This is a genomic window from Mesorhizobium sp. M0208, assembly GCF_040322015.1.
GTDB lineage: Bacteria > Pseudomonadota > Alphaproteobacteria > Rhizobiales > Rhizobiaceae > Mesorhizobium.
On record NZ_JAMYSP010000022.1, the window covers coordinates 94,682 to 109,619 of the forward strand.

Below are 14,938 nucleotides of genomic sequence, written 5' to 3' on the forward strand. Positions count from 1 at the left end.
GAGGAACTACTGCCATGCCACGGTTTTCAGCCAATCTTTCGATGCTCTTTGGCGAGCATGACTTTCTCGACCGCTTCGATGCCGCTGCCCGCGCGGGCTTCAAGGGCGTCGAGTATATCGGTCCCTATGACCATGCGCCGGATGTCGTCGCGGCCAGGTTGAAGAAGAACGGGTTGACGCAGGTCCTGTTCAACCTGCCTGCCGGCGACTGGGCCAAGGGCGAGCGCGGCATTGCGATCCTGCCGGACCGCATCCCGGAGTTCCGGCAAGGCATTGCCAAGGTCGTCACCTATGCGCACGCGCTCGGCTGCGAGCAGGTCAATTGCCTCGCCGGCATCGCGCCGCAGGGCGTCGATCGCTCCGTGCTGGAAGACGTGTTTGCCGAAAACCTGGCTTTCGCGGCGGAAAAGCTGGAGCAGGCCGGCATCAGGCTGCTGATCGAGCCGATCAACACCCGCGACATTCCGGGCTTCTTCCTGAATTACTCGGATCAGGCCCTGGCGCTGATCGACCGCGTCGGCTCGAAGAACCTGTTCCTGCAATACGACATCTATCACATGCAGATCATGGAGGGGGATCTCGCCCGTACCATCGAGGCAAACCTCGACCGCATCGCGCATATCCAGCTTGCGGACAATCCCGGCCGTCATGAGCCGGGGACGGGCGAGATCAATTTTCCCTTCCTGTACAGCCACATCGACCGCATCGGCTATTCCGGTTGGGTTGGGGCGGAATACAAGCCGAAGGGCGGAACGGAAGCCGGACTGGGGTGGTTTCGGGAGTTGGCCGGGCAGGCGGCGGCATAGACGCTACGCATCGCCGCCTTAACAAGAAGCGGAGAACAACAATGGACACCATCGGCTTTATCGGCCTCGGCATCATGGGTGCGCCGATGGCGGGGCATCTGCTCGATGCGGGCTACACCGTCGTCGCCAGCAATCATCGCTCGAAGCCGCCGGCCGATCTCGTCGCCAAGGGTCTGAAGACCGTCTCTGGCCACAGCGCCGTCGCGAAAACGGCGGACATTGTCATCACCATGGTTCCCGACACGCCGCAGGTGGCCGATGTGCTGTTCGGCGAAAACGGCGTCGCGTCCGGGCTGACAAGAGGCAAGCTGATCATCGACATGAGCTCGATCTCGCCGATCGAGACCAAGGAATTCGCAAAAAAGATCAACGATGTCGGCTGCGACTATCTCGATGCGCCGGTGTCGGGCGGCGAGGTCGGCGCCAAGGCGGCGTCGCTGACCATCATGGTCGGCGGCGAGGAAACAGCCTTCGAACGCGCCAGGCCTATCTTCGAGAAGATAGGCAAGAACATCACTTTGGTCGGACCCAACGGCGTCGGCCAGATCACCAAGGTCGCCAATCAGATCGTCGTCGCGCTGACCATCGAGGCCGTCGCCGAAGCGCTGGTTTTTGCATCGAAAGCCGGCGCCGACCCGGCCAAGGTCAGGCAGGCGCTGCTGGGCGGGCTCGCAAACTCGCGCATCCTGGAAGTGCATGGCGAGCGTATGATCAAGCGCACTTTCGCGCCCGGCTTCCGCATCGAACTCCACCAGAAGGACCTGAATCTCGCCCTTGAAGGCGCGAAAGCGCTCGGCGTCGCCCTGCCCAACACTTCAACGACGCAGCAATTGTTCAACTCGTGCGCGGCGAATGGCGGGTCAAAGGAGGATCATTCGGCGCTGGTCAAGGCGCTGGAGCGAATGGCGGGATGTGAAGTGGGTGAATAGTGAATAGTGAATAGTGAATAGGTAGTCAGTTGCAGATAGGTGAGTAGTTGGTAGTAAATTGGTCACGACTTACGCACAGTCTCACCATTCACCATTCACCATTCACCATTCACCATTCACCATTCACTCTTTCAAAAATTTCCTCGCCGCATAAAGCGCCACCGCCGCGGCATTCGACACGTTGAGCGAGCGGATGGCGCCGGGCATGTCGAGCCGGGCCAGCGTCGTCACCGTCTCGCGCGTTTTCTGGCGCAGGCCTTTGCCCTCGGCGCCAAGTACCAACGCGATCTTTTCTCCGGCAAAGCTCGTTTCGAGCTCCGCCGGCCCGTCTGAATCCAGGCCGATCGTCTGGAATCCGGCCTCGTGCAGCTGCTCCAGCGCATCGGCGAGGTTCTTCACCTCGATCTGATCGATGTGTTCGAGCGCGCCGGAAGCCGACTTTGCCAGCACGCCGGATTCCTGCGGGCTGTGGCGCGCCGTGGTGATCAGTGCGCCGGCGCCGAAGGCGACCGCCGAGCGCAGGATCGCGCCGACATTGTGCGGATCGGTGATCTGGTCGAGCACCAGCACCAGCCTGGTGTCGCCGAGCGCATCGAGGCGTTTCGGTTTCAGCGGCTCGGCCTCGATCAGCACGCCCTGGTGCACGGCATCGGAGCCGGTGACCTTGTCGATGTCCCTTGGTTCGACCAGTTCCGCCTTGAAGGGCAAAGCGCCGAGATCGGCGATTGCCAGTCGCTCGGCAGCGTTGCGCGTCACCAGCATCTTCTTGATTTTGCGGCGCGGATTGTCGAGTGCGGCCCGCACCGTGTGCAGCCCGTAGAGCCGCACCAGCCCATCCGCCGGGTTCTCGCCGGGCGGCACCGGCTGGCGCGGCCTGAACGCTGGCGCGCCGCCGCTCTTCTCGTCGCGATGCGCGCGGCGCAGCTTGGCGTAGTGGGTGTCTTTAGGGGTCTTGGATTTGTTATCGTTGCTCATGGCCGGCTTCTATAGCCGTGTCGTCCGGTCATGGATACAGCCGCACAAGCTGCTTGTCGGGCGAGGTGTGAAATTCAGCGCTTTTTGCCGGGCTGTTGCGGTTGACAGTTTTGGACGCTCCCGCCATAAGGCGCTGCGCGGAAAGGCTGCTTTGGCGGCCGCGACGCGTCGATGCCTCGTTGCATGGCTCCGGCGGCAGACTGGAGAGGTGCCCGAGTGGTTAAAGGGGACGGACTGTAAATCCGTTGGCTATGCCTACGTTGGTTCAAATCCAACCCTCTCCACCACTGCCGGCCCGGAAGCCCTAGAACGCAGCGCGAGCGTCGGAGCGGATCCGATGCTTGACTGAAAGGCGCGGGTATAGCTCAGTGGTAGAGCAGCAGCCTTCCAAGCTGAATATGCGGGTTCGATTCCCGCTACCCGCTCCAGATTTTCCCCAAGGCCACGGCGCACCTCGCGCACGATCCCGAAGCAGGCAGCGCCAAGCGAAGCGCGTTGCCGATAGTTCAGAGCGTTCAATGCGCGTCCAGAAGGACGCGCATCTTAATCTGTGTTTTACGCATATCGTTGTCCCGAACCGCAGGCGGCGTTGGGCGACAGGCGTCAGCTCGCGAATTTGCTGAAAATGGACGCGAGCTGGTTCTGCTGCGGCACTTGCCCGTTCGGCGTCAGCTGGTCGACAAGTCCCGGCAAGGCCGCGGACAATTGCTGGAGCAATTCCTGCTGATTCAGGCCCGTCCTTTGCGCGATCTCCTGAATGATTTGCGGCCCGAGAGCGCTGCCCAGATCGTTGGGGTTGATCGGCTGGTTCTGACCGGTGCCGACCCACGAATTGGCGACGTTGCCGTGGCCGGCATCCTTCAGTTTGTCGAGCAGTCCGCCCAGACCGCCGAGCAGTCCGCCATCGGCGGATGCGGTTGTATCAGGCGGGACGGGGGCAGGGCTCTGCGCCGCCTCCGGCTGGGCGGAACTTCCACCGCTCAGCATTTTTCCCACCAAAAGTGCGCCGAGCGCGATCATCAGCGGCTTGGCGACGTTGCCGCCGGGAACGGCATTGTCAAACAGTCCCATTGTGGATCTCCATGTCAAATTGCCCGTCCGTCTCCAACAATGACGCATCCATGGCGAATTTCAAGCCGGTTTGAGCTTTCCGTAATCATGATTTTCAAGTTGGCTTGAGCTTTGCTTAATAATGTGGAAGTAATCGGGTGCGGGGAACAGAGAGGAAAAATGTCAATATTAAGCTGGATTATTCTCGGCGTCATCGCCGGCTTCATAGGCAGCAAGATCGTCAATAAAAGCGGGCAAGGCCTGGTGCTCGACATCGTGCTCGGGATTGTCGGCGCCATCGTCGGCGGGCTCATCTTCAGCGCCTTTGGCGCGTCGGGCGTTACCGGGCTCAACATCTATAGCCTGATCGTCGCCGTGGTCGGTGCCGTGGTTGTCCTGTGGGCCTATCATCAGTTCAGCGGCAAGAGGGCACTGTAGAAGCCGTCCGGCAGTTGCGTCGGCATTCGGGTGAATGCCGACCCCCTATCTGATCCTTTTGAGGATTTCGCGGATCAGCGTGTTGAGGCCGGCTTCCAGCCCTCTCACCATGATCGGCCATAATTCCTCGAGCAGTCGCTGCCATGCGGCATCGCGCCCAATCCTCACCGGCAGATTTGGCATCGCGCCCATTGCCGCCGTCACGTCGCGGCGCAGCCGCTCGCCACAGGCGCTTGCGCCGCTGATCGTCGGATCGAAGGGCAGCCGGGTGAAATCCCATTTTCCGCGCTGCTCGATGCCGAGATTGCTCTCGACTTCGGCATGCGACAGCACCGTTTTGGGCGTGACCTTGATGCGGTAGTATTTGCAGAGTTCGGCGACAACCGCGGTCATCGCGTCCCACTGCGCCCTGGTCATCGGATAGCCGCCGGCATCGAACGGCCTTTCCTCCGCCCCGGCCATGCAGCAGAGCGAAACCCCGATCGAGCCGCCGTTGCAGTTGAGCGTGTGCGCGGCATATCCCGGTTTTACCCGGCCCGAATTGAGCGCGATCGAAGGCCGGCCCCTGACCAGGCGGCCATTCCCCTCGACCAGTATGTGATACGCATCCCTGTCGGTATCGCCGGCCGAATGCGAGCCGGCCGTCCAGTGGCAAATGACGCGCTTCATCGCAACATTGGGCAACCAGTCGGGCGGCAATGCCACAGAAATCCCCGCGACATAAGTTCAGTGACGGAGCACAGTATAGTTTCCTTGGCGGCCCACGCGAAAACGAAACGATAATTTGGTTGAGCGTTTTCTAACGGTCAGCTATTCGCCGGCATCTCCGGCGACCGCGTGTTCTCTGTATTGCGGCAGATCGTCGGTGATCGTGAACCACTTCGCCTTCGAGCCGACGAAGATGTGCTGCATCGGCCGGATGGTCGGCTCGTCGACGAGGGTTCCCATGGCGACATGCACGAAGGCACCGTCGCGGACCACCGAATAGAGCAACGAGCCGCAGGTCTTGCAGTGCGCGTCATGGCCGGTTTCATCGCCGAAGATCGTGAGATTGTCCTCGCCCTTGGTCAGGCTCAGCCTGTCGCGCTCGATGCCGGCGAATGGCTTGAACGCCGAGCCGGTGGTGCGCCGGCAGTTCGAGCAGTGGCAGTTCGCGGCGTAGACGAACCCGTCTGCCACCGCGTACTGAACGGCGCCGCACAGACACTTTCCGATAAGCCTGCGGTTGCGTGAATTCTGGTTGTCATCCGGGCTTGCCACGCGCTCCTCCTATTGTGCAGGCCGATTTCAGTTTCAAGCGACGACGGTCAACCGGCGCTTGCGCTCGTCGAGCGAGACGATGGTCAACCCGCTGGCGACCACCAGCAGGATGCCGCAGATGGCCAGCGCATTCGGGAGTTGCCGGAATACCACCACGCCTGAAATCACCGCCCAGACGGTAAAGCAATAGTAGAACGGCGCCACCACGCTGGTCGGCCCGACGCGATAGGCCATGAAGATGAAGAAGTGGCCGAAGATCAGGAACAGTCCGGCGCCGCCCATCAGCAGCAGGTGACGGATTTCAGGCACCACCCACTGCTCGGAAACCAGATGCGCAACGCCGGCGCCCGCGAGCACGACAATCACCGCGGAAATAGCTACAACCATTCCCGGCACGTCGGCGGCGACCTTGCGTCCGGCCAGATCGCGCGCCGCGGACAGGGCGGCATTGCCTAGCGCCAGCAGGGCATAGACCGAAATCCCCTGCATTGTCGGTTGTGCCACCATCACTGCGCCGATAAAGCCGAGCCCGATCAGCGCCAGGCGCAGCCCACCGATCCGTTCGCCAAACAGCATCGAGGAGCCGACCAGCATCAGCAAGGGCGTGATCTGCCCGAGCGCGGTCGAATCGGCGATCTGCATGTTGGCGAGCGCCACCACGTAGCAAAGGATCGCACCCAGTTCGAGCATGTTCCTGCGCAAAACCTTGGCGTCGAGGATCAGCCGGATCTGCTTGCCATAGCCCAGCATGAACAGCAGCGGAATGCCCCACAATGTTGCCGCAGCGCCGCGCAGGAACAGCACCTCATAGGGCGGCAGTCCCGCGGTTGCGAGCTTCATCATCGTGTCGTTGACGATGTAGGACCCGGTCGAAACGACCATGAACAGCGGGCCTCGTATGGCAGTCGGGATGAAATGCATCGGCCCACGAAATCAGACCGGCGCCAGGGCGGCAATGGGCCAGATCCGGCTGTAAATCCGTCAAAGCCGTCAGCCGCCGCCACAACCATTCCAATTGCCCTTGTTCGTTCCTATATCCGCGCCACATTCTCCGAAACCGGATCACGCGTTCGGGCGGGCGAGCGCGCTCGGCGACAAGGCACTTGTGTTTTTCGGCCTTAGTCGCTAATCGCCCCGCATTCGACTGAACTGAAGGTCCAGGCCGTCCCCAGGCCGTCCAAGGAAAGAGACTATGGCAAAAGGTAAATTCGAGCGCACTAAGCCTCATGTGAACATTGGCACGATTGGTCACGTCGACCATGGCAAGACGTCGCTGACGGCGGCGATCACCAAGTATTTTGGCGAATACAAGCGCTATGACCAGATCGATGCGGCGCCCGAAGAGAAGGCGCGCGGCATCACCATCTCGACGGCGCACGTCGAATACGAGACCGCCAACCGCCACTACGCCCATGTCGACTGCCCCGGCCACGCTGACTATGTGAAGAACATGATCACCGGTGCCGCGCAGATGGACGGCGCGATCCTGGTGGTGTCGGCCGCCGACGGCCCGATGCCGCAGACGCGCGAGCACATCCTGCTCGCCCGCCAGGTCGGCGTGCCCTCGATCGTGGTGTTCTTGAACAAGGTCGACCAGGTCGACGACGCCGAGCTGCTCGAGCTGGTCGAGCTCGAGGTGCGTGAGCTTTTGACCAAGAACGAGTTCCCCGGCGACGACATTCCGATCGTCAAGGGTTCGGCGCTTGCCGCCCTTGAAGATAGCGACAAGAAGATCGGCGAGGACGCCATCCGCGAACTGATGGCTGCGGTCGATGCCTACATCCCGACGCCGGTTCGTCCGCTCGACAAGCCGTTCCTGATGCCGATCGAGGACGTGTTCTCGATCTCGGGCCGTGGCACGGTTGTGACCGGCCGCGTCGAGCGCGGCGTCGTCAAGGTCGGCGAGGAGCTGGAGATCGTCGGCATCCGTCCGACCACCAAGACGACCTGCACGGGCGTCGAGATGTTCCGCAAGCTGCTCGACCAGGGCCAGGCCGGCGACAACATCGGCGCGCTGCTGCGCGGTGTCGACCGTGAGGGCGTCGAGCGCGGCCAGGTCCTGGCCAAGCCCGGCACCGTCAAGCCGCACAAGAAGTTCGTTGCCGAAGCCTACATCCTGACCAAGGACGAGGGCGGCCGCCACACGCCGTTCTTCACCAACTACCGTCCGCAGTTCTATTTCCGCACGACGGACGTGACCGGCATCGTGTCGCTGCCGGAAGGCACCGAGATGGTGATGCCGGGCGACAACATCACCGTCGATGTCGAGCTGATCGTGCCGATCGCCATGGAAGAGAAGCTGCGCTTCGCCATCCGTGAAGGCGGCCGCACCGTCGGTGCCGGCATCGTCGTCACCATCAAAGAGTAATCGCCGGCGCTGCCGGTTGAGATCGGATGCAAAGGGGCGGTCTTCGGGCCGCCCTTTTGATTCTGATATTCTGGCAATGGATTAACCGCATTGCTTCAAATCCTGTTGCAAGCGCCTCTGCCATAACTAGTATAGGTTGCATCGAGGGGGGCTGCCCGAATGGTTCCATGGCGCCGTTTGCATAGTCAGGCATGGTGGTCGCTAGGGCTGATCTGCCTGGTGTCGTTGCTTGCCATGGGCCACGCTGCCTTCGCAGCGGATGCAAAGAAATCCACGCCGGAAAAATCCGCGCCGGATTTCGGCCCGACGATGCGGTTCGTCGTCGTCCGCAGCAGCGCGCCGGGCTGCGAGCCGACCTGTCCGGAATGGATATCGGCGGAAGGCTCGATAGAAGCCGGCACACCGGCCCTGTTCAAACGCGCGCTGAAAGCGCTTGGCGGCCGAAAGCTGCCGATCGTCGTCGATTCCCCCGGCGGCAATGTCGAAGCGGCGCTGACACTTGGTCGCCTGATCCGCAAGAACAAGCTCGATATCGCCGTTGGCAAAACCCGCTTCGTCGGCTGTCTGCCAGATGTGAAGAACTGCAAGGAAAACGACGGCAAGGGCGCCCGTTATTTTGGCAATGCTTATGCCGATGGCGCCATCTGCAATTCCGCCTGTCCGTTGATGTTTTCCGGTGGCATCCGGCGCGTGGTCGGGGAATGGGCCTTTCTCGGCGTCCATCAGATCACCACGACCTATATCCGGACGAAATTGCTGTACCGCACCACTTATCGCATGGTGAAAGGCAAGAAGAAGATACTCAGCACCAGGGTCGTCAGCCGGAAGAACGCCGGCAGCTACAAGACCTATGAGATGAACAAGCCGCTGGAGCGGAAGCTGGCGGCCTATCTGAAGGAGATGGGCGTCGGCCTGGGTGTGCTCGAGACCATGAAAAGCACACCGGCCAGCGGTATCCAGCAATTGGCTCCCTACGACATGCTGCAAATGAATCTCGTCACCAGCCGGGATGCCGTCGACCTGCTGACCGCGCCAACCCTATGCACGTCCGATCCGTTGCCGGCGAGTTGCAGGGAGGTGCCGGCGCCGGCGAATATCACGAAGCCGGCCGGCGAAGTGGTGGCGAAAGCCGAGCCTGCACCCGCAGGGCTCGAAACCCCGCGGCCGAAGGAGGTCGCAGACATGCGCTTCGTCCTGGTCCGCGGCAGCAACCCGCTTTGCAATCCAAACTGCCCGGAATGGATCTCGGCCGAAGGCGCGATTGCGCCTCAGACCCCGCAGAAGCTGCGCCAGTTGCTCGCCATGCTTGGCAACCGACGGCTGCCGGTGGTGGTCAGCTCACAAGGAGGCGACCTGTTCAGTGCTCTGGCGGTGGGGCGACTTATCCACGAAAAGAAGCTCGACATCGCCGTCGCCCGCACCGATTTTGTTGGCTGCGACCCGGGAGAGTGGAGTTGCTTGGCTAAAGAGGGCGCCTATGCCGGCCTGACCGTCGATTCGGGAGCGGTATGCGATTCGGCGTGCGCGCTCATGCTTGCCGGCGGCGTCAGACGGTTTGTCGGTCCGCAAGCGCGGCTCGGCATGTACCTGATGGGACAGCAGCAGATAATTAAGCCCTATCTCGAGGACATGGCGATTGGTCCCGGTCTATTCGCCGCGCTCGAGCAGCGCTCGGTCGAGCGCCAGCTCGAACCCGACCTAATGCTGAAGGTTGGACTGACGACGGGGCCGCAATCGGTGGACGCGCTGACGGGCGCCACCATCTGCAAGCCGTCGCCGAAGCCCGACAACTGCCGCGTTCTGCCGTCCGCCAGCGCCGAGGCAGAGACTCCGGCGAAGCTTTAGCGTAACCTTGCACTGCCCATCGAGGCAGGTTGAGCGGTCGCTCGGTGCTTCCGCTATCGTCCAGCGCGGTTGAAGACCAGCATGGGAGGGATCGCAAATGAGCCAGGATGCCCCGACATTGTTCGAATGGGCCGGTGGCACCGAAGCGCTGAACCGCCTGACCCAAACCTTCTACGACAACGTCTCTCGGGATCCCATCGTCGGGCCGGTGTTCAAGCACATGTCGCCGGACCATCCCGCTCACGTCGCGGCCTTCATCGGCGAAGTTTTCGGTGGACCGAAAACCTACAGCGAAAAGCATGGCGGCCATCGCGAGATGGTGATGCACCATCTCGGCAAGCATCTGACCGAGGAGCAGCGCCGGCGCTGGATCAATCTTCTCGCCGACGCCGCCGACGAGATCGGGCTGCCTGACGATCCCGAATTCCGCTCGGCTTTCATGGCCTATGTCGAATGGGGATCGCGGCTGGCCAGGATGAATTCCAACAAGGGCCCGACCTGCGATCCCGAGACGGAACCAATGCCGGCCTGGGGTTGGGGGGTGCCGGGCGGGCCTTACAAGCCGCCTTCGGGAACCTGACCGCGCGCGAATCGGTCGAAAGCCTGCCGGCCAGGAAAACGGGTGGCTATGGAGGTCTCGGTCCTCCAGGCTAACGGTTTAAAGTCGCCGTCGAATGGCGCGGCCACATTGAAAACCGGAGGCTTTGCGATGAGATCGGAAGGCAAGAAAAATTCAAACAGCGTCTTTGACAGCGACCGCGGAATCCGAAATCCGTTTGGCGTCATGGACGTCCCCACTCCCGACGACGAGGAGGTGTCGGCGTTCGCCGCCGGCGTGAAACTGGAGGGAACTCCAAGCGATGAAAATGCCGAGGCCTGGGGCACCGAAAGCGACCGCGACCGCAACGACACCATCGAAGGCAGCTGGTCCAGCCGTTGGAACGGCGGTGCCGATCCCACGATCCCGGGCGATACCGAGGATAAATGGAAGTCTGGCCGGGGCGAGGTGAAGACGGCGGGAGAGAGGGTTTACCTGCTGTTCGATTGGCATAATGGCGTGCGCAAGGGGCTCATCGATGCCCGGCGCCAGGGTGCGAAAGGGCTGGTGGGAAAATACATCAATCTGACCGACCCGAAAATCGTGCGTCCATGGGTCGGCTTGATCGTCAGCAATCAACGGATCGACGGGAAATGGCCGGGAGGACGCCTGGACTTTCGAAGATGAAGGCCGGGTAGCGCACGTCGCTCTTTACAGAGCGCGCGGAAGCTTTTAGGAAGCGCCTGCTGCGCCGACATGCGCATACGGGCATAGCTCAGTTGGTAGAGCGGCGGTCTCCAAAACCGCAGGTCGTAGGTTCGAGCCCTGCTGCCCGTGCCATTCTTCGAATGGATACCTAAAACGATTCTTTTGCAGTGCGGCCTTTGAAAACCGGCTTGTGACTTGCCATATAGCATAAGTTGCGGCATAAGGGCCGCATAGCCGGGACGGAACGACTGGATGGTTCCGAGGCGGCGTTTGGGCATAAAGCGGACACTTGCCACTTGCGTGGATCAAGAATCGGTTTTATGTAGACGAAACAGACACGCGACGCGTGGAGCTGGGAAGCCGGCTTTACGCGTCTGATTTGCATGGGCGAAATGATTGCGCTGATTCGGCGCGAACGCACGCTCAAGCGGCACGTCCCGGCCAGCGGGATCATCCAGGAGACCCGGCCAACGGGTCTTGCAGACAGAGCGGCATATGGCTTCGAAAACCACAAATCCTTTCACCTTTCTCCAGCAGGTTCGCGCGGAGACCGCCAAGGTCACTTGGCCGTCGCGGCGCGAAACGATGATCTCGACGGTGATGGTCCTTGTGTTCGCGGTCATCGCGATGATCTTTTTCTTTACCGCAGACGTGGCCATGGGCTTTGCGGTCGAAAAAATCCTCGGCCTCGGACAGTAAGTCCGGCGATTACGGAGAAGTCTTGAAATGACCGCGCGGTGGTACATCGTCCACGCCTACTCGAACTTTGAAAAGAAGGTCGCCGAGGACATCGAGAACAAGGCCAAGCAGAAGGGCCTGTCCGCCGACATCGAGCAGATCGTGGTGCCGACCGAGAAGGTCGTCGAGATCCGCCGCGGCCGCAAGGTCGATGCCGAGCGCAAGTTCTTTCCGGGCTATGTGCTGCTGAAAGCCAATCTGACCGATGCCGTGTTCTCGCTCGTCAAGAACACGCCGAAGGTCACCGGTTTCCTGGGCGACTCCAAGCCGGTGCCGATCACCGAAGCCGAAGCCCAGCGTATCCTGAACCAGGTTCAGGAAGGCGTCGAGCGGCCGAAGCCGTCGGTGACGTTCGAGATCGGCGAAGCGATCCGCGTTTCGGATGGACCATTCGCGTCGTTCAACGGTTTCGTCCAGGAAGTGGACGAAGAGCGGGCGCGGCTCAAGGTGGAAGTATCGATCTTCGGGCGCGCCGTGCCGGTCGATCTGGAATTCGGACAGGTCGAGAAGGGCTGATCCGAAATCCCTGCACCGGTTTCGGCGGCAGGGAAGGCGGCGCGGAGATCGCGCGGCCAAAAACGGGTGGGAGGCGAATGCGGCTTTAGCCGGCCGCGCGGACCGCACCACCAGACTGCAACCGCCGGCAAGACCGGCATGAGAAAAGGCAGGAAGAGAGATGGCTAAGAAGATTGCAGGCCAGCTCAAGCTCCAGGTTTCCGCGGGATCGGCCACGCCGTCGCCCCCGATCGGCCCGGCGCTTGGTCAGCGTGGCATCAACATCATGGAGTTCTGCAAGGCGTTCAACGCGCAGACCCAGGAAATGGAAAAGGGTTCGCCGGTTCCGGTCGTCATCACCTACTACCAGGACAAGTCGTTCACCTTTGTCATGAAGACGCCGCCGGTGAGCTATTTCCTGAAGAAGGCCGCCAACCTGAAGTCGGGTTCCAAGGAGCCGGGCAAGCTCAAGGCCGGTACGATCGGCCGCGACAAGGTGCGCGCCATCGCCGAGCAGAAGATGAAGGATCTGAACGCAAACGACGTCGAGGCGGCCATGCGCATGGTCGAGGGCTCCGCCCGCTCGATGGGTCTGGAAGTGGTGGGCTGAGATCATGGCAAAGATTGCAAAGCGTGTATCGAAGACCCGCGAAGGCATCGATCCCAACAAGGCTTACGCTTTGGGTGAGGCGCTGAAGCTGCTCAAGGATCGCTCCTCGGTGAAGTTTGATGAGACCGTCGAGGTCGCGATGAACCTCGGCGTCGATCCCCGCCATGCCGACCAGATGGTCCGCGGCGTGGTCAATCTGCCGAACGGCACCGGCCGCAGCGTTCGCGTCGCCGTGTTCGCGCGCGGCGACAAGGCCGAAGAGGCCAAGGCCGCCGGCGCCGACATCGTCGGAGCCGAGGACCTGGTCGACATCGTCCAGAAGGGCACGATCGACTTTGACCGTTGCATCGCCACGCCGGACATGATGCCGCTGGTCGGCCGTCTCGGCAAAGTGCTCGGTCCGCGCGGCATGATGCCGAACCCGAAGGTCGGCACCGTCACCACTGACGTTGCCGCCGCTGTCAAGGCATCGAAGGGCGGCGCCGTCGAGTTCCGCGTCGAGAAGGCCGGCATCGTTCATGCCGGCGTCGGCAAGGTGTCGTTCGACGTCAAGGCGCTGGAAGAAAACGTCCGCGCCTTCGCAGACGCGGTGACCAGGGCAAAGCCGGCTGGGGCCAAGGGCAACTACGTCAAGAAGGTGTCGGTCACCTCGACGATGGGCCCGGGCCTCAAGCTCGATGTCTCGACGCTCGCAGCGTCCTGATACGAACAATTGGATCGGCCGCTAAAACGCTGATCCGTGAAAGAATTCCGGGCCTCCGACCTGTCGGTGGCCCGGTACCGGAAGTCGAAAGGCTTCCGGACATCCTGTCCGAGATTGCAGGCGGCCCCAAGCCTTAGGTGATGTGGGCCTTAATTCATGTGGGCCTGCATGAGACGGGTGAAGACCGGACAAAGGGGCGAAAGCTCCAATGAAAGGTTCGAACCGTGTTTGCCTTTTGTCTGCGCACCGTCCGGCTAGCCGGCAGGTGTGGCGAAAGGGGGCAGGATCCTCGAGCGTCGTTCGGGAGATCCGTTACTGGATGGCCCGGCCGGCAAAAGGCAACCCGACGCCTGTCCTTCGTAGAGGGCAGGGGTCAACTGGAGATAGGCAGTGGACAGAGCGGAAAAACGCGAACTCGTCACGGGCCTGAATGATGCGTTTTCAAGCGCTGGTTCAGTCGTCGTGGCCCACTACGCCGGTATCACCGTCGCGCAAATGAACGACCTTCGGTCGAAAATGCGCGCCGCCGGTGGCACCGTCAAAGTCGCGAAGAACCGTCTCGCCAAAATCGCTCTTCAGGGCACGGACTCCGCATCGATCATCGAGCTGTTCAAGGGACAGACGCTGATCGCCTATTCGGAGGATCCGATTGCGGCGCCGAAGGTCGCGTCCGATTTCGCCAAGGGAAATGACAAGCTCGTCATTCTCGGTGGCGCAATGGGCACCACCTCGCTCAACGCCGACGGTGTGAAGGCACTCGCCACACTCCCGTCGCTCGATGAGCTGCGCGCCAGGCTGGTTGGCATGATCGCCACGCCGGCAACCCGGATCGCCCAGATCGTCAATGCGCCTGCGGCCTCGGTCGCGCGCGTCATCGGCGCTTACGCCCGGAAGGACGAGGCGGCATGAGGCCGTTCCTCGCTATCACAAACACACGTTCGAACCTTATGAAGGAACATTGCAATGGCTGATCTGGCAAAGATCGTAGACGACCTTTCGAAGCTGACCGTCCTCGAGGCGGCCGAGCTGTCGAAGCTTCTTGAAGAAAAGTGGGGCGTTTCCGCCGCTGCTCCGGTGGCGGTTGCCGCTGCCGGCGGCGCTGCGGCCGCTGCTGCTCCTGTCGAGGAAAAGACGGAATTCGACGTCGTCCTCACCGAGGCAGGCGCTCAGAAGATCAACGTCATCAAGGAAGTTCGCGCCATCACCGGTCTTGGCCTCAAGGAAGCCAAGGACCTGGTCGAGGCGGCTCCGAAGCCGGTCAAGGAAGGCGTTTCCAAGGCCGACGCGGACAAGTTCAAGGCCCAGCTGGAAGCAGCCGGCGCCAAGGTTGAACTGAAGTAAGCGTTGAGTACCGGGGGGGGGGGGGGGGGCGGGGCGCCCGGCCGCCCCCGGGGGGGGGGGGGGGGGGAGGGGGGGGGGGGGGGGAACCAATGTTGTAGGGGGCGGGCCGCGCGGCGGGGGGCAGGGGGGTGTGG

Annotated in this window: 18 protein-coding genes and 3 tRNA genes; 16 read left to right on the forward strand and 5 right to left on the reverse strand. The window is 61.9% G+C overall.

From position 1 onward, the window contains the following. The first annotated feature begins 14 nt into the window (after window positions 1–14). Together hyi and NKJ17_RS21610 are read left to right on the forward strand one after the other, a co-directional pair. Window positions 15–806, forward strand: a complete 792-nt coding sequence (gene hyi, locus NKJ17_RS21605; RefSeq protein WP_352509818.1) for a hydroxypyruvate isomerase — start codon at window positions 15–17, stop codon at window positions 804–806. Next, on the forward strand, window positions 803–1,735 hold the full coding sequence (locus NKJ17_RS21610; protein ID WP_352689938.1) for a 2-hydroxy-3-oxopropionate reductase: 933 nt from the start codon (window positions 803–805) through the stop codon (window positions 1,733–1,735). The genes hyi and NKJ17_RS21610 overlap by 4 nt, the downstream gene beginning before the upstream one ends. A gap of 123 nt (window positions 1,736–1,858) precedes the next feature. Here the strand turns inward: NKJ17_RS21610 and NKJ17_RS21615 are convergent, their stop codons facing one another. Next, window positions 1,859–2,710, reverse strand: coding sequence for a TrmH family RNA methyltransferase (locus NKJ17_RS21615; RefSeq protein WP_352689935.1), 852 nt, complete (start codon window positions 2,708–2,710; stop codon window positions 1,859–1,861). 202 nt (window positions 2,711–2,912) lie between these two features. On the opposite strand from NKJ17_RS21615, the gene NKJ17_RS21620 reads away from it, so the two are divergent. Both NKJ17_RS21620 and NKJ17_RS21625 read left to right on the forward strand, forming a co-directional pair. Further along, a tRNA-Tyr gene (locus tag NKJ17_RS21620) sits at window positions 2,913–2,997 on the forward strand. A 67-nt stretch (window positions 2,998–3,064) separates the two neighbouring features. Further along, window positions 3,065–3,138, forward strand: a tRNA-Gly gene (locus tag NKJ17_RS21625). 175 nt (window positions 3,139–3,313) lie between these two features. Here the strand turns inward: NKJ17_RS21625 and NKJ17_RS21630 are convergent. Next, window positions 3,314–3,781 (reverse strand): YidB family protein, encoded by a 468-nt coding sequence (locus NKJ17_RS21630; RefSeq protein ID WP_352689936.1) that lies wholly within the window; start codon window positions 3,779–3,781, stop codon window positions 3,314–3,316. A 159-nt stretch (window positions 3,782–3,940) separates the two neighbouring features. Between NKJ17_RS21630 and NKJ17_RS21635 the strand changes: the two genes are divergently transcribed. Then, window positions 3,941–4,198 (forward strand): GlsB/YeaQ/YmgE family stress response membrane protein, encoded by a 258-nt coding sequence (locus tag NKJ17_RS21635; protein ID WP_023717513.1) that lies wholly within the window; start codon window positions 3,941–3,943, stop codon window positions 4,196–4,198. Between the two features lie 45 nt (window positions 4,199–4,243). Here NKJ17_RS21635 and NKJ17_RS21640 read toward each other — a convergent pair whose 3' ends face one another. The 3 genes from NKJ17_RS21640 to NKJ17_RS21650 form a co-directional block, all read right to left on the reverse strand. Next, entirely contained in the window at window positions 4,244–4,903 is a 660-nt protein-coding gene (locus tag NKJ17_RS21640; RefSeq protein ID WP_352509813.1) for a peptidoglycan recognition protein family protein, read from the reverse strand. A gap of 105 nt (window positions 4,904–5,008) precedes the next feature. Further along, window positions 5,009–5,458 carry a GFA family protein gene (locus tag NKJ17_RS21645; RefSeq protein ID WP_352509812.1) on the reverse strand — a complete coding sequence of 150 codons (450 nt, stop codon included), beginning with the start codon at window positions 5,456–5,458 and terminating at the stop codon, window positions 5,009–5,011. Window positions 5,459–5,491: 33 nt separating this feature from the next. Then, a complete protein-coding gene (locus NKJ17_RS21650; RefSeq protein WP_352509811.1) occupies window positions 5,492–6,379 on the reverse strand; it encodes a DMT family transporter in 888 nt (295 codons plus the stop codon). Window positions 6,380–6,650: 271 nt separating this feature from the next. Here NKJ17_RS21650 and tuf point away from each other — a divergent pair, with 271 nt between their 5' ends. From tuf to rplL, 11 genes are all read left to right on the forward strand, one after another. Then, window positions 6,651–7,826, forward strand: coding sequence for an elongation factor Tu (tuf, locus tag NKJ17_RS21655; protein ID WP_254817137.1), 1,176 nt, complete (start codon window positions 6,651–6,653; stop codon window positions 7,824–7,826). A 159-nt stretch (window positions 7,827–7,985) separates the two neighbouring features. Continuing rightward, window positions 7,986–9,671 (forward strand): COG3904 family protein, encoded by a 1,686-nt coding sequence (locus NKJ17_RS21660; RefSeq protein WP_352509925.1) that lies wholly within the window; start codon window positions 7,986–7,988, stop codon window positions 9,669–9,671. Window positions 9,672–9,768: 97 nt separating this feature from the next. Then, window positions 9,769–10,251: a group II truncated hemoglobin gene (locus tag NKJ17_RS21665; RefSeq protein WP_352509926.1), complete on the forward strand. Its 483-nt coding sequence runs from the start codon at window positions 9,769–9,771 to the stop codon at window positions 10,249–10,251. A 48-nt stretch (window positions 10,252–10,299) separates the two neighbouring features. Next, window positions 10,300–10,896, forward strand: a complete 597-nt coding sequence (locus NKJ17_RS21670) for a hypothetical protein (protein WP_352509927.1) — start codon at window positions 10,300–10,302, stop codon at window positions 10,894–10,896. Between the two features lie 77 nt (window positions 10,897–10,973). Next, window positions 10,974–11,049: transfer RNA gene (locus NKJ17_RS21675), tRNA-Trp, on the forward strand. A 363-nt stretch (window positions 11,050–11,412) separates the two neighbouring features. Continuing rightward, window positions 11,413–11,616: a preprotein translocase subunit SecE gene (gene secE / locus NKJ17_RS21680; protein WP_023680439.1), complete on the forward strand. Its 204-nt coding sequence runs from the start codon at window positions 11,413–11,415 to the stop codon at window positions 11,614–11,616. A gap of 27 nt (window positions 11,617–11,643) precedes the next feature. Continuing rightward, the gene (nusG, locus tag NKJ17_RS21685; protein ID WP_006333333.1) at window positions 11,644–12,171 is read left to right on the forward strand and encodes a transcription termination/antitermination protein NusG; all 528 of its coding nucleotides are present in this window, start codon (window positions 11,644–11,646) and stop codon (window positions 12,169–12,171) included. 160 nt (window positions 12,172–12,331) lie between these two features. Then, the gene (gene rplK / locus NKJ17_RS21690; protein WP_254817141.1) at window positions 12,332–12,760 is read left to right on the forward strand and encodes a 50S ribosomal protein L11; all 429 of its coding nucleotides are present in this window, start codon (window positions 12,332–12,334) and stop codon (window positions 12,758–12,760) included. Between the two features lie 4 nt (window positions 12,761–12,764). Next, window positions 12,765–13,463: a 50S ribosomal protein L1 gene (gene rplA / locus NKJ17_RS21695; RefSeq protein ID WP_254817142.1), complete on the forward strand. Its 699-nt coding sequence runs from the start codon at window positions 12,765–12,767 to the stop codon at window positions 13,461–13,463. A 390-nt stretch (window positions 13,464–13,853) separates the two neighbouring features. After that, window positions 13,854–14,372, forward strand: a complete 519-nt coding sequence (gene rplJ, locus NKJ17_RS21700) for a 50S ribosomal protein L10 (protein WP_008875657.1) — start codon at window positions 13,854–13,856, stop codon at window positions 14,370–14,372. Window positions 14,373–14,426: 54 nt separating this feature from the next. Then, window positions 14,427–14,804, forward strand: coding sequence for a 50S ribosomal protein L7/L12 (gene rplL, locus NKJ17_RS21705; RefSeq protein ID WP_140752948.1), 378 nt, complete (start codon window positions 14,427–14,429; stop codon window positions 14,802–14,804). The last annotated feature ends 134 nt before the right edge of the window (window positions 14,805–14,938 follow it).

Bases quoted from the DNA above. Each gene is read 5' to 3' on its own strand.
- hyi (WP_352509818.1), top strand. From the start codon at position 15: ATGCCACGGTTTTCAGCCAATCTTTCGATGCTCTTTGGCGAGCATGAC.
- NKJ17_RS21615 (WP_352689935.1), bottom strand. From the start codon at position 2,710: ATGAGCAACGATAACAAATCCAAGACCCCTAAAGACACCCACTACGCC.
- NKJ17_RS21630 (WP_352689936.1), bottom strand. From the start codon at position 3,781: ATGGGACTGTTTGACAATGCCGTTCCCGGCGGCAACGTCGCCAAGCCG.
- NKJ17_RS21635 (WP_023717513.1), top strand. From the start codon at position 3,941: ATGTCAATATTAAGCTGGATTATTCTCGGCGTCATCGCCGGCTTCATA.
- NKJ17_RS21650 (WP_352509811.1), bottom strand. From the start codon at position 6,379: ATGCATTTCATCCCGACTGCCATACGAGGCCCGCTGTTCATGGTCGTT.
- tuf (WP_254817137.1), top strand. From the start codon at position 6,651: ATGGCAAAAGGTAAATTCGAGCGCACTAAGCCTCATGTGAACATTGGC.
- NKJ17_RS21660 (WP_352509925.1), top strand. From the start codon at position 7,986: ATGGTTCCATGGCGCCGTTTGCATAGTCAGGCATGGTGGTCGCTAGGG.
- NKJ17_RS21665 (WP_352509926.1), top strand. From the start codon at position 9,769: ATGAGCCAGGATGCCCCGACATTGTTCGAATGGGCCGGTGGCACCGAA.
- NKJ17_RS21670 (WP_352509927.1), top strand. From the start codon at position 10,300: ATGGAGGTCTCGGTCCTCCAGGCTAACGGTTTAAAGTCGCCGTCGAAT.
- secE (WP_023680439.1), top strand. From the start codon at position 11,413: ATGGCTTCGAAAACCACAAATCCTTTCACCTTTCTCCAGCAGGTTCGC.
- nusG (WP_006333333.1), top strand. From the start codon at position 11,644: ATGACCGCGCGGTGGTACATCGTCCACGCCTACTCGAACTTTGAAAAG.
- rplK (WP_254817141.1), top strand. From the start codon at position 12,332: ATGGCTAAGAAGATTGCAGGCCAGCTCAAGCTCCAGGTTTCCGCGGGA.
- rplA (WP_254817142.1), top strand. From the start codon at position 12,765: ATGGCAAAGATTGCAAAGCGTGTATCGAAGACCCGCGAAGGCATCGAT.
- rplL (WP_140752948.1), top strand. From the start codon at position 14,427: ATGGCTGATCTGGCAAAGATCGTAGACGACCTTTCGAAGCTGACCGTC.